The organism is Rahnella ecdela (genome assembly GCF_019049625.1).
Classification (GTDB): Bacteria; Pseudomonadota; Gammaproteobacteria; order Enterobacterales; family Enterobacteriaceae; genus Rahnella; species Rahnella ecdela.
Genome location: NZ_JAFMOY010000132.1, coordinates 79,627 through 92,742, shown reverse-complemented (window position 1 = coordinate 92,742; position 13,116 = coordinate 79,627). Strand labels below are relative to the sequence as shown.

The 13,116-nt window shown below is 50.9% G+C and carries 15 protein-coding genes; 7 read left to right on the top strand and 8 right to left on the bottom strand.

The window, feature by feature from the left end:
* Positions 1–6: 6 nt before the first annotated feature.
* Together J1784_RS21190 and J1784_RS21185 are read right to left on the bottom strand one after the other, a co-directional pair.
* Positions 7–864, bottom strand: a complete 858-nt coding sequence (locus J1784_RS21190) for an efflux RND transporter periplasmic adaptor subunit (RefSeq protein ID WP_217150843.1) — start codon at positions 862–864, stop codon at positions 7–9.
* Position 865: 1 nt separating this feature from the next.
* Positions 866–1,090: a DUF1656 domain-containing protein gene (locus tag J1784_RS21185; protein ID WP_112288005.1), complete on the bottom strand. Its 225-nt coding sequence runs from the start codon at positions 1,088–1,090 to the stop codon at positions 866–868.
* Positions 1,091–1,284: 194 nt separating this feature from the next.
* Between J1784_RS21185 and slyA the strand changes: the two genes are divergently transcribed.
* Positions 1,285–1,719, top strand: a complete 435-nt coding sequence (gene slyA / locus J1784_RS21180; protein WP_217150842.1) for a transcriptional regulator SlyA — start codon at positions 1,285–1,287, stop codon at positions 1,717–1,719.
* A 116-nt stretch (positions 1,720–1,835) separates the two neighbouring features.
* Here slyA and J1784_RS21175 read toward each other — a convergent pair whose 3' ends face one another.
* Positions 1,836–2,306, bottom strand: coding sequence for an outer membrane lipoprotein (locus tag J1784_RS21175; protein WP_120505933.1), 471 nt, complete (start codon positions 2,304–2,306; stop codon positions 1,836–1,838).
* A 395-nt stretch (positions 2,307–2,701) separates the two neighbouring features.
* On the opposite strand from J1784_RS21175, the gene anmK reads away from it, so the two are divergent.
* The 5 genes from anmK to pdxY all read left to right on the top strand — a co-directional run bounded on the left by anmK (position 2,702) and on the right by pdxY (position 7,392).
* Positions 2,702–3,820 carry an anhydro-N-acetylmuramic acid kinase gene (gene anmK / locus J1784_RS21170; protein WP_217150841.1) on the top strand — a complete coding sequence of 373 codons (1,119 nt, stop codon included), beginning with the start codon at positions 2,702–2,704 and terminating at the stop codon, positions 3,818–3,820.
* A gap of 83 nt (positions 3,821–3,903) precedes the next feature.
* Complete coding sequence (locus J1784_RS21165) at positions 3,904–4,215, top strand: MliC family protein (RefSeq protein ID WP_217150840.1); 312 nt, start codon at positions 3,904–3,906, stop codon at positions 4,213–4,215.
* Between the two features lie 111 nt (positions 4,216–4,326).
* Complete coding sequence (pdxH, locus tag J1784_RS21160; protein ID WP_120132069.1) at positions 4,327–4,992, top strand: pyridoxamine 5'-phosphate oxidase; 666 nt, start codon at positions 4,327–4,329, stop codon at positions 4,990–4,992.
* Between the two features lie 162 nt (positions 4,993–5,154).
* Positions 5,155–6,429, top strand: a complete 1,275-nt coding sequence (gene tyrS / locus J1784_RS21155; RefSeq protein ID WP_217150839.1) for a tyrosine--tRNA ligase — start codon at positions 5,155–5,157, stop codon at positions 6,427–6,429.
* Positions 6,430–6,531: 102 nt separating this feature from the next.
* Positions 6,532–7,392, top strand: coding sequence for a pyridoxal kinase PdxY (gene pdxY, locus J1784_RS21150; protein WP_217150838.1), 861 nt, complete (start codon positions 6,532–6,534; stop codon positions 7,390–7,392).
* An 86-nt stretch (positions 7,393–7,478) separates the two neighbouring features.
* Here the strand turns inward: pdxY and gstA are convergent, their stop codons facing one another.
* From gstA to J1784_RS21125, 5 genes are all read right to left on the bottom strand, one after another.
* The gene (gene gstA / locus J1784_RS21145) at positions 7,479–8,084 is read right to left on the bottom strand and encodes a glutathione transferase GstA (protein ID WP_217150837.1); all 606 of its coding nucleotides are present in this window, start codon (positions 8,082–8,084) and stop codon (positions 7,479–7,481) included.
* 198 nt (positions 8,085–8,282) lie between these two features.
* On the bottom strand, positions 8,283–9,149 hold the full coding sequence (gene dapA, locus J1784_RS21140; RefSeq protein WP_217150836.1) for a 4-hydroxy-tetrahydrodipicolinate synthase: 867 nt from the start codon (positions 9,147–9,149) through the stop codon (positions 8,283–8,285).
* Positions 9,150–9,273: 124 nt separating this feature from the next.
* Entirely contained in the window at positions 9,274–10,947 is a 1,674-nt protein-coding gene (locus tag J1784_RS21135; protein ID WP_217150835.1) for a putative bifunctional diguanylate cyclase/phosphodiesterase, read from the bottom strand.
* A 195-nt stretch (positions 10,948–11,142) separates the two neighbouring features.
* Positions 11,143–11,292, bottom strand: coding sequence for a diguanylate cyclase domain-containing protein (locus tag J1784_RS26925; RefSeq protein ID WP_420803988.1), 150 nt, complete (start codon positions 11,290–11,292; stop codon positions 11,143–11,145).
* A gap of 128 nt (positions 11,293–11,420) precedes the next feature.
* Positions 11,421–11,690 (bottom strand): hypothetical protein, encoded by a 270-nt coding sequence (locus J1784_RS21125; RefSeq protein WP_217150833.1) that lies wholly within the window; start codon positions 11,688–11,690, stop codon positions 11,421–11,423.
* A gap of 305 nt (positions 11,691–11,995) precedes the next feature.
* Between J1784_RS21125 and J1784_RS21120 the strand changes: the two genes are divergently transcribed.
* On the top strand, positions 11,996–13,027 hold the full coding sequence (locus tag J1784_RS21120; RefSeq protein ID WP_217150832.1) for an AraC family transcriptional regulator: 1,032 nt from the start codon (positions 11,996–11,998) through the stop codon (positions 13,025–13,027).
* Positions 13,028–13,116 lie beyond the last annotated feature (89 nt).

Below are 13,116 nucleotides of genomic sequence, written 5' to 3'. Positions count from 1 at the left end.
GAAACCTTAATTGCGCACAGAAATCGTACAGGTGGTTCCGGCCACCAGAACAACATGTTCTGGCACGTTCTCAAGTTTAATTCTTACCGGTATTCTCTGTGCAAGACGTACCCATGGCACATTCGGTTTTACATTCATCAGTAAATCTTCCGGTGTATCGAGGCTCTGGTCATAAATCGCACGGCCAATACTTTCCACGCGCCCCTGCAACGGGATATTGCCGTTAAAGAGGGTGATATCCGCTATATTTCCTTCGCGAATATTTTTGAGTTTAGTTTCTTCGAAATATCCGAGAACATAAAACGAATGGATATCCACCAGTCCGACCAGCGGCGTACCGGTCGTGGCATAGTTGCCTCTGCGGGTTTGCAGGTTGGTGATATAACCGTCTGTCGGCGCGACAATAGTGGTTTTACTCAGATTCCACTTTGCCTGTTCTAATGCAGACTGCGCGGCCTGATATTGCGCCTGCATTCCTTTGGCAGTGATATTGGATTCATCTAATGATTCGGCGGAAATAACGTTAGTGCCGAGCCCGCGGCGTCGCTGGGCTTCATGATTGGCTTTGGCTAAATCAGCCGCGGCTTTAGCCAGTGCGGCTTCGGCATTATCGACTGCGATTTTAAACGGCACCGGATCAAGCCTGAACAGCAGATCACCGCTTTTAACAAACTGGTTATCGTGGATATTTATTTCAGTGATCCGCCCGGAAACTTCCGGCGTGATATCCACAATTTCTGCGCGAACTTTGCCATCCCGTGTCCACGGGGACTGCATATAATAATTCCACATCCACCATCCGGCGCATATTGCGACTGCGAAAACCAGCACTGTCGAGAAATATTTGAGGGTCTTAAATTTCATTTCAGAGGTTCACCATAAGTATCAGTGCGGCACAAATAGAGATAACGAAAAGAGATAAATCCATCAGCGTGGGATGCCAGACTTCACCAGAATAAATCCAGTCGCGGAGCAGTCGGTGTATCAGAAGCCAGAATACCAGCCCCAGTAAAAGCGCTTTGAACATCGGGGGGAAATAAAGTGAGGCACCCAGGACCAGATCCGGTAGCGGGAAGCCTGAGTGAAACATTTGCGCATTCACAATATTAATCTCTGCCGGTGATTGTGTTATAAACAAGTTTAAATCTGAAAGCGGGGACACCGCTCCCGGATGCAATAGTACCTATCATTATATATAGAATTGTAATTTCTCGAATAAAGTTCCAAAAACTAAGCTAAACTCTGGGGAGTTATCTTAGCATGCTAATTATAAGGAGGGGATAATTGGAATCGAATCTGGGGTCAGATCTAGCACGATTAGTTCGTGCCTGGCGTGCGTTGATTGACGATCGGTTAAAGCCGTTGGAACTCACGCAAACACACTGGGTAACACTGCACAATATCAACATGTTGCCTCCGGAGCAGTCTCAGATCCAACTGGCGAAAGCCATCGGGATTGAGCAGCCTTCTCTGGTTCGTACACTGGATCAACTGGAAGAAAAGAAACTGATTACCCGTCAGACTTGTGCGAGCGATCGCCGTGCCAAGCGCATCAAACTGACTGAAGAAGCCGCGCCAATCATCAATGAAATGGAATCGGTTATTGATTCCACGCGCAAAGAAATTTTGTCTGGCATGTCTACTGTAGAAATCGAACAACTCGGCGGGATGTTATCCCGGCTGGAAAAAAATATTGCTTCACTGCAAAGCAAATCATAAGAACCGGTTGTTTGCTCTTTTCGTCACACAGCGTCGCATTTGTTCTACCCATAAAAAAACCGAAGCCAGTGGCTTCGGTTTTTTGTTTGCACTCAGTGGCTGGCTCTCAGAAGAGATCAGGCACCCGGAGAAACGGTGATGGTGCTGCCGCTGCTCGCCATGCTCACACGCTGACCTACGCTGAATTTGGTCGCGCCGACTTTCTGAACCACCTGGATTGTGGTGCCGTCATCACGACGGATTTGCAGTTCTACGCCCTGAGAGCGGTTAAGAGAACTTTGCACGCCCTGACCCGCAACGCCACCGGCAACTGCGCCCGCAGCCGTTGCCAGGCTACGACCTGTACCGCCACCCACCGTATTACCCAGGAAACCACCCAGTACCGCACCACCCAAAGCACCGACGATGTTTGAATCATCTCCGCCCTGGATTTGTACCGCACGCGTAGAAACGATCGTCCCGTAGGTCACTTGCTGAATTTGTTTTGCCTGAGACGAGGAGTAAACATCGCCAGACAGTGAGTTATCGCTGACGCAGCCAGCAAGTGAAATGCCGGCAAGTGCGACGACGAGTAAACGCTTAATCATAAATAGCTCCTTTATAATGCTGCTGCACAGCTTTCAGACTAGCCACAACAACAGAGAAAAAACAGTACACAGTTCAACATCAGTGTCGAGGGTGGTCACATACCATATTTACTTCACTTTTTCCTAGTATACAGGAAGCGTGCTCAACTAATAATAAACGCAGGTTTACGTTTTAGACAGCAATGACTGCGATCAAATATGTCAGTCCTTAATGTTATTATCGCCTGATTTATCGCCAGACTGTTTTTAAAAATTAAAATTCGTAACAAGAAAAACACGAAGCCATCACAGGGTGTAATAAAAACTGAGTAACTCATGGCGTTATGCTTCCTATACCGATTACTCTGTCACTATTACTTTTGTCGGATGTTTTCCGGGAGTTGAGGATGTTATCTATGAAGTCAGGTCGTTATATCGGCGTGATGTCCGGCACCAGTCTCGATGGTGTTGATGTCGTGCTGGCTGCAATCGACGAGCGCATGGTCGCGCAACAGGCCAGTTATTCGCATCCTATTCCGATCGCATTGAAAAACGCCATTCTTGGCATGTGCCAGGGGCAACAGGTGACGCTGGAAGAAGTCGGCAGACTTGATACGCAACTGGGGATTTTATTCGGTGAGGCTATTTTGGGACTGCTTAAAAGCGCCGATATTTCACCGGAAGAAGTCACCGCCATTGGCTGCCACGGACAAACGGTCTGGCACCAGCCTAAAGGCGATACCACTTTTTCGATGCAGCTGGGGGATAACAACCGCATTGCGGCCATGACCGGCATTACTACCGTCGGGGATTTCCGCCGTCGCGATATGGCGTGGGGCGGGCAGGGCGCGCCGCTGGTACCGGCATTTCATCAGGCGCTGTTGTCTGATCCGGCAGAGCGCCGGATGATCCTTAATATCGGCGGCATTGCGAATCTTTCCATGTTACTGCCGGGACAGCCTGTGCGCGGTTACGACACCGGTCCCGGCAACATGCTGATGGACGCGTGGATCTGGCGTCATAAAGCCCAGCCTTACGACAAAGGCGCCGAATGGGCGAGCGAGGGGCGTGTAAACTTACGCCTGCTGCAACAGATGTTGTCCGACGCGTACTTCGCCGAGCCTGCGCCAAAAAGTACCGGCCGCGAATACTTCAACATGGCGTGGCTGGAAAAGCAGCTGGCGCGTTCAGCGGAAATTTCTCCTGCCGATGTGCAGGCCACCCTGGCTGAGCTCACGGCAGTCAGTATCGCCGAACAGGTTCAGCTGGCGGGCGGATGTGACCGTCTGATGGTTTGTGGCGGTGGTGCGCGTAATCCGCTGCTGATGACGCGTCTGTCGGCCATGCTGCCGGGCACGGAAGTGTGTACCACCGATGCCTGCGGGATCAGTGGTGATGATATGGAAGCGCTCGCGTTTGCCTGGCTGGCATTCAGAACGTTATCCGGTCAGTCAGGTAACTTGCCTTCCGTGACCGGTGCCAGTCGCGAAACCCTGCTCGGTGCGATTTATCCGGTGGTTTCAACCCGCGCCTGAACCGTTCTCGGTTTTATCTCAATGTGTTGTGCAACCTGACATGGTACATAACAGATAAACCGAGAACACTCAGGGAGTTCAGAATGAAAAAGGCGATCATCGCTTCTCTTGCAGGATTAACGCTGGCCGGATGTAGCCAGTTCAGCCACCAGCCCGAAAGCCCGACCCAGGAACTGCATTATCAGTGCGGAACATTGCCGCTGACCGTCACGCTGGACAAACCGGCGCAGCAGGTTGATATGGTGCTCGACGGCGAGCAACTGAAACTGAAACAGGTTGAGGCCGCTTCCGGCACTAAATACAGCGATGGTCGTTACACGTTCTGGTCAAAAGGCAATCAGGCCTTTGTACAGCGTGGTGAGAACGTCATCATTGACGATTGCGTTCAGCAATAGAATTTATTACACCTCCGCTTTCCCTTTCTAAACCCCGCGTCAGGAACGTTGAGATCCTGACGCGGCGGGTGCACAATGCGTTTACCTTCCCCAGATACGCAATTGATCCATATGGCTGATAATAAAGAATTTGATATTGCGGACTCGCGCCGTGAATACACGCGTGGCGGATTACGTCGTGCGGATTTAACGCCACAACCGCTGCCTTTGTTTGAACGCTGGCTGAAACAGGCATGTGATGCCCGTCTGGCCGACCCGACGGCGATGGTTGTCGCGACGGTTGATGAAAACGGACAGCCTTTCCAGCGTATCGTGCTGCTCAAACATTATGATGAAAAGGGGCTGGTGTTTTACACCAATCTCGGCAGCCGAAAGGCGCAGCAGCTGGCGGGCAATTCGCGCATCAGCCTGTTATTCCCGTGGCACATGCTCGACAGACAAGTGAATGTTCTCGGACAGGCAGAACGTTTATCGACGCTGGAAGTGATGAAATACTTCACCAGCCGTCCGAAAGACAGCCAGATCGGTGCCTGGGTTTCTCAGCAATCCACCCGCATCTCGGCGCGCGGCGTGCTGGAAAGTAAATTCCTCGAACTGAAACAGAAATTCAGTAATGGCGAAGTCCCGCTGCCAAGTTTCTGGGGCGGTTTTCGTGTCAAAGTTGATTCAATGGAATTCTGGCAGGGCGGCGAACATCGTCTCCACGACCGGTTCATTTATCAGCGTGATGAAGCAGAGACAGAAACTGGCTGGAAAATAGACCGCCTCGCACCTTAACCACGAAAAAACACGCGATTCCCTAGCGCTCGGGCGACGAGCGCTTTATTCTATGTCGTTCCCCGTGAAGGTGAGAGAAAAGGCACATGCGCGGCATGATGTCAGACATGAATCTGCACATATTCGGTACAAATTTCTAAGTACAAACAAACGGAGTCTTTGATGGCGAGCAGCAACCTGATTAAACAACTGCAAGAGCGGGGCCTCATTGCCCAGGTAACGGATGAAGAAGCGTTAGCAGAGCGACTGGCGCAAGGGCCAATTGCACTCTATTGCGGTTTCGATCCTACCGCAGACAGCTTGCATTTGGGACATCTGGTGCCTTTGCTTTGCCTGAAACGCTTCCAGCTGAACGGCCATAAGCCTGTCGCACTGGTCGGTGGCGCAACCGGCCTTATCGGTGACCCGAGCTTTAAAGCCACCGAGCGTAAGCTGAACACCAATGAAACCGTGAACGAGTGGGTGGAAAAAATCCGCCATCAGGTTTCTCCGTTCCTGGATTTCAGCTGTGGCGAAAACAGCGCGATCACCGCAAACAACTACGACTGGTTTGGCGGCATGAACGTGCTGACCTTCCTGCGCGATATCGGTAAACACTTCTCTGTTAACCAGATGATCAACAAAGAAGCGGTGAAACAGCGTCTGAACCGCGATGACAGCGGCATCTCCTTCACCGAATTTTCTTACAACTTGTTGCAGGGTTACGATTTTGCTTCCCTTCACGAACTGCACAAAGTGGAGCTGCAAATCGGTGGTTCCGACCAGTGGGGCAACATCACGTCAGGCATCGACCTGACCCGTCGTCTGCATCAGAAACAAGTGTTCGGCCTGACCGTTCCGCTGATTACCAAATCTGACGGCACCAAATTCGGTAAAACTGAAGGTGGCGCAGTGTGGCTGGATCCTAAGAAAACCAGCCCGTACAAATTCTACCAGTTCTGGATCAACACCGCGGACGCCGACGTTTACCGCTTCCTGAAGTTCTTCACCTTCATGAGCATTGAAGACATCAATGCGCTGGAAGAAGAAGACAAAACCAGCGGCAAAGCGCCACGCGCACAGTACGTTCTGGCCGAAGAAGTGACCGGTATGGTTCACGGAGCGGAAGGTCTGGCGGCTGCGAAACGTATCACGCAGAGTCTGTTCTCCGGTTCCCTGAGCGAAATGACCGAAGTCGATTTCGGTCAGCTGGCGCAGGATGGTCTGGAATTGTTTGAAGTGCCACGCGACACAGACCTGCAACAGGCGCTGGTTATTGCAGGAATGGCGCCATCGAAAGGTCAGGCGCGTACCATGATTTCTTCCAACGCGGTTTCTGTAAACGGCGAAAAACAGACTGATACGGAATACAGCTTCACTGACAGCGATCGTCTGTTTGGTCGTTACACCTTGCTGCGTCGCGGTAAAAAGAACTACACCCTGCTGCTCTGGGCATAAGTTTTAGGCTGACATAACGGGGGGCTGAAAGGTCTCCCGTTTTTGTTCACTGATATCAGTTATTCCGCCATCTCCCGATGACGTTGCAATCGGAAATTCCTCATGAAAAGCATTCTTTCTATCCAGTCACACACGGTTTTTGGTCACGCGGGTAACAGCGCGGCGGAGTTCCCTATGCGTCGTATGGGCGCAAACGTTTGGCCACTGAACACCGTTCAGTTCTCCAATCATACCCAGTACGGCCACTGGACGGGTTGTGTGATGCCCGCCACGCATCTGACCGAGATCGCGCAGGGGATTGCGGACATTGACCGTCTGAAGGATTGTGACGCGGTACTGAGCGGCTATATTGGCTCGCCGGAACAGGGACAAAGCATTCTGGAAATTGTCCGTCTGGTGAAAGCGGCGAATCCGGATGCCTGGTATTTTTGCGACCCGGTCATGGGGCACCCTGAAAAGGGTTGTATCGTGGCGCCGGGCGTTGCTGAGTTCCATTGCAATCAGGCACTGGTTAACTGCGACATCATCGCCCCGAACCTGCTGGAGCTGGAATTACTGAGCGGCCATGCGGTGGCAAGTGTTGAAGAGGCAGTTGCTACAGCGCGTGAGCTTATCAGTAAAGGCCCGAAAATCGTGCTGGTGAAACATTTAAGCCGCGCCGGTTATCACAGCGATCGCTTTGAAATGCTGCTGGTGACAGCAGATGAAGCCTGGCATATCGACCGTCCGCTGGTTGATTTTGGTGTGCGTCAGCCGGTCGGCGTTGGTGACCTGACCAGTGGTTTGCTGCTGGTGAATCTTCTCAAAGGCGAGGCGCTGGACAAAGCACTGGAACACGTCACTGCCGCAGTTTATGAAGTGATGCTGACCACTCACGCGATGGGTGAGTATGAGCTGCAAATCGTGGCCGCGCAGGACAAAATGGTCAAACCTGAGCATCATTTCCCGGCGGTCAGACTGTAAAGTTTGCCCATAAAAAAACGCCCCGCGCTGATCAAGCCGGGGCGTTTTTGTTTGTGCTAAATTCTTTTACTCAACAGTTTCAGGAATTACTTCAGGCCTTCCGCAGTCAGTGCAGCATCCACCGCAGGACGCGCAGCCACACGATCCAGGTACGTATTCAGGTCTGTCAGCGCGCTCAGGTCAAACTTCAGGGCTTTTGCCCAGCCCATCACGGTGAACAGATACGCATCAGCCACGCTGAAACGGGCGCCCAGCAGGAACTGATTGCCTTTCAGTGACTCATTCACGTAAGCAAATTTCTTGCTCAGCGCTTCGCGGGTCACGGTCTTAAAATCTTCCGGCGTTTTTGGATTAAACAGCGGGGAGAAGCCTTTATGCAGCTCAGTCGCAATATAGTTCAGCCATTCCAGCGCGTGATAACGGGCCAGCGTACCTTGTTCCGGCATCAGCTGACGGTCTGGTTTCTGATCCGCCAGATACTGCACGATAGCCACGCCTTCGGTCAGAATGCTGCCATCGTTGAGCAGAAGCGTCGGGATTTGTCCCTTCGGGTTCACCGCCAGGAAGTCGTCACCGGCTTCGGTTTTCTTGGTCGCCAGATCAACTTTTTCAATGCTGAAGTCCAGACCTGCTTCACGAAGAATGATGTGCGGGGAGAGGGAACAGGCACCGGATTTATAATACAGTTTCATAAATACTCCATTGGATGAGCAACCCGTCTGACGCCGTAAAACACGGAGGTTTCGCGGGACACAATACGGCTATATAAAATCTGCTTCTATCCTAGAACCGGCGGGAGCAAATGTCAGTGTTTTAATTGTGAGAGTGAGCCTGACTGCTCATATTGTGATGTGCAGAGTGACGGCCAGCGCTGACCGTCACCGGGCTTATCAGCGGGAATGCTGATTCAGGAAGTCACGAATTGCCGCTTCAACATTTTCCGGCGCAGGAAGCATCGGGGAACGCAGCTCATTGTTCATCAGCCCGTCGAGCGATAAAGCGTATTTAATCGCAGCAGGATTCGGCGCAGAGAACATCAGGCGGATCATCGGTAGCAGGCCGAAAAACGTTTTACGTGCCGCCACAATATCCTGTTCTTTGAACTGACGGATAAGCTCTACAAACTCTTGTGGGAAAATATGCGAAGAAGCGGCAATGGCACCGGTACCGCCCAGACTCAGCGTCGAGAAAATCTGCACGTCTTCACCACACAGCACATCCAGTTCCCCGTCAGCGAGCAGTGAAAGCGTCAGGTCAATACTGCCGCCACAATCTTTGACTGCGCTAATCTGCGGATGCTTCGCCAGCTGGCGGAATGTGTCCAGCTCCATCTGCACGCCGGTGCGATAAGGAATGTTGTAAAGTACCACCGGCACCGTGGAATGGTCGGCAATTTCACTAAACCAGGCAACCAGTGCGGCCTGAGAGGGGCGGATATAATACGGTGCGGGGATCAGCAGCCCCGCGACAGGGCGACGCAGGATCGCATCCTGCATTTCGCGGATAACCGGCATGTGAGTACCGGAAAGTCCCATGATGACCTGATGACCGGGGACAACTTGCAGTACGGCATCAAGAACCTGAAGTTGTTCTTCTTTGGAAAGCATCGGCGCTTCGCCGGTGGTACCGCAGACGACAACGCCATCAACACCCCGTTTGAGCAGCCGGGTGCACAGAGATTTCAGTGCAGTAAAGTCGATCTCACCCTGACTGAAAGGCGTGACCAGCGGGACCCAGATACCTGAAAACGATGACATGATGTATTTCCTTAAACGGCGTTATTTATCAGCCTCGGATCATGTCAGTAAAACAGGGACGAGCGCCAATTGAATGAATTAATAAGGTGTTTTGAGTTATCTATGAAGCTTATGTATCAGCGTTTCAGGTACTGGCTGACATATTCATTTCAGTGGTAAGCAACGTAGATAAGACTTCAACCGGGACCGGTCGTGAGAAAAGATAGCCCTGAAGATGCGAGCAACCTGCTGATACTAAAAAAGATTTTTGAAGCTGATTTTCGACGCCTTCAGCGATCACATTGAGGTGCATTTTATTGCCGAGCTGGGAGACGGCAGAAACGATGGCGGCGGTATCATTCACTTCTGTGACGTACTGCACAAACGAACGGTCGATTTTCACGCTGTCCACCGAAATATCTTTCAGCAAACTGAGGCTGGAATACCCGGTGCCGAAATCATCGAGCGAAATTTTGACACCCGCTTTGCGCAGTTTAGCCAGATGACTGAGGCTGGTCGCATTAGCGTTCATCACCGACGTTTCTGTCAGCTCAAGTTCCAGACGTGAAGGCGGGAAATCCTCTTCTGCCAGAACGGCCAGAATGCGGGGGCCAAAATCCGGTTCACCCAGCTGTACGGCGGAAACGTTAATCGCCAGATTCAGCTGGCCGAAGTTTTTAATATCCCGGCAGGCCTGACGCAGAACGATTTCACCCAACTGAATGACCAGACCGGTTTCTTCTGCCAGCGCAATGAACTGCACCGGGGAAACCTGACCGAGCACGCCGTGGTTCCAGCGTGCCAGCGCTTCCACGCACACGACTTTTTCATCACGGCTGCGCAAAATCGGCTGGTAGACGCAGGAGAGATCGCCCTCTTTTGCCAGCGATTCAGCCAGCGCTTTTACCATAATGCGTTTGCTGACGCTGCTGGCATCCAGCAATTCTGAATAAAACGAGAACATATTCTTGCCGCGTTGCTTGGCTTCCAGCAGCGCGGTATTTCCGCGACGCATAATTTCGCCGGCCGTAATATTTTCAGCGCCAAACATCACGATACCGAATGAAATAGTGATCATCGGATTAGCGCGGGTCAGTGTGAAAGGCTGGCGCATCATCACCAGAATTTCCAGCGCCAGATTATTGGCCATTTCGCTGGTCGGATTATTTCGCAATATTATGGAAAATTCATCGCCGCCGATCCGCGAAACTGTTCCGCTGTTACCCACTTCATTTCGCAAACGTTGCCCGAATTCACACAAAATTGCATCACCGGCCTGATAACCATAGGTATCGTTGATGTAGTTGAAATCATTAAGGTTGAGCAGGAAAAGCGCGTAGGGTTCGGGACGATACATGCGCTGCGCCGCAATCTGGCTGAGTTCTTCACTCAGCGCCGTACGGTTCGGCAGGCCTGTCAGAACATCATGGCGGGCGAGATAACGGATTTGCGCTTCGGAACTGCGCAGCAGGGAGATATCCATGATAGAGGTCAGAATAAAATGCCGGGTCTCAAGGGTGACGCGCGACTTGCGCACCAGCACATTGCGACGTTTTCCGGAAGGATCCACCAGCGTTTCTTCATTAACCGTTTTCTCACCGGTTTCCAGCACTTCGATATCACGCTCACGCTGACGGGCTGCCTGTTCCGGCTCGGTGAAAAATGAAACATCCTGACCAATCAGTTCTTCACGCGGACGACCATAAAACTCACTGGCTTTCTGATTGAGAAATACCAGTTTGCGGCTGTCGTCTTTGAGCACCGTCGCCTCGGGTAGAGCATCAAGAACTGCCTGGCATATCGCAATATCAGTAAGCATGAGTTAACTACCCCGAGCAGAATATGAGTGTGGTGTGGCGCAGTGAATAAGCCGGTGACTCATCAGGTTGTTTTTTGCAATTATTACTCACAATTGAATGAGAATATTACCGTTGTTTTTAATTTCTAAAATTCAATCGGTTATCACGCCCTAAGTGAGGTATTCGATATTTTGTTCGGGTGAATAACGATCAACTCAGCTCAATGCGGTTTTACCGGAGGATTTCGCCCGATACAAAGCATGATCTGCCTGGATTAAGAAATGTGAGATTGAGTCCTGATCGGGTTCACTGAACGCTATCCCTACACTGACCGTCATCGGAATATTGTGCTGTGAATTATGAATGGTTATTTACGGGCATGCCTTAAATTTTTTTGACTGTTCAACAGCTCAGGACAGAAACACTTTTATCAAATTTAGGAATTTCTTTATGGTCAGAATGATCAACGGAGGCGTTCAGGCAGGGAAAAAACTCAGGGATGTTTTTTAGTGCCGAATTTTTGATCCCATTCGCGGCGGTAACTGCGCGATTGTTTACGGCCTTTGAGCCACAGAACAGTACAGACGATGCAAACACTGGCCGAAAAAACGATATTACGCATGTCCTGATCGTAAAAAATTACCAGCACGCAGTCCAGGGCGGCCACGATGGCAAACCATTTGTGCATGTGCGATTGCCTGCGGGTTTCCGCATTCATACGTTTGAGCTGACGCCCTTCATCCAGGACCTTTCTTTTTTCCATGGGCATTTCCTGGCGATGGCTGAGGGAGAAAACGAATCGTGCTTTTTTAAGAATAGCAAATCACGAAAGTGAGGATCTTCAACGTGATATTAACCGATCCAAAAATAATTATCGCGGACAACCTGATCATTCAATCCGGCGAATAGCGCCCTTTAATTCCTGATTTTACAAACTGTTGTGTGAGTTTCTTTGACCGCAAAAATATTAAGAATCGGGGAAAATGTATTACCAATTGCTGCTACGCATTGATTTAACAGTATGAGGTAGATTATGGTTTCGGAATTATCTTAATTTTCGGTGAGAAAATGAGCGATTCATCTTCACGAAAGATAGTTGACGGCGCCAACATCTATCAGGATTTCGAGACCCGTTTTTATGAATGGGAGGACGGGATGTCCAGCGCAGGCTTTAAGCTTGAACTGCCAGACCGTCACAGGGATGAATTTGACTGGGGTGTGACCGGATACAATTTCGGGCGCGTCATCGGCGGCGTTCTGACTGTCAGCGAGCACGATATTAACCGCCAGTATGGCAATCTGTTTTCCATGCCCGATCACATTGTCATTTTCATCATTATTATCGGCGGGATGGAATGCCAGTGCTTTGGCGAGCGTTTTACCCTGGTGCAGGGAGACATCATGATCCAGGATATGTCTCAGCCGATCAAAATCCATGTCTATCCGGGTGACCAGAAACCGCGTCTGGGCTCGTATCAGTACATTATTATGCCCAAGCACAGCCTGCATTTTAATGTTGATATTGCGGCCCTGCACGGCAAGCGCATTCCTGCAACATCACCGGTGAACATTATTTTACGCAACCACTTTGCGACGATGGTGCAGGTGTTTGATCAGATGACCGAGCAGGAAGTTCTGAGCACCGGAGAAGGCGCGGCGTCGGTTTTCCTGCAAACGCTGCATCTGGTGGCGGGTAAGAAAGTGGAGCACCCGTTTGAGCAAAGTGCCCGTCTTGAACGAATCTGTCTGTACATCGAAAAACACCTCAGCCAGCCGGTTAGCGTGGACGTGCTGTGTAAAAATTTTGCCATTTCGCGCTCGGGTTTATACCGGTTATTTGAGCCACTCGGTGGCATTGCTCAGTTCATCCGCAGCCGTCGCTTATTGCTTGCGAAACGTCTGCTGCGAACGTCATCAATGTCTGATCAAAGTCTGGCCGTTATTGCCCGTCAGTGCGGGCTTGAGCCGGGCGCGCTGCGCCGTTACTTCCTTGAGTTTTATGGCGCAACCCCGACAGAAATGAGGCAGAAATACCGCCGTGAGGCAGAACAATCTGATCAGACTGATGCCACGCATGTGAACTGGGTCAGCTCACTTTAACCGTTGATTTACCGCTGTTTGTGCGAATTTCGTTAAAAAATTACGTTTTTTGTGATCTGTCACTATTCTGATTTTTGCCCGACAGGGGC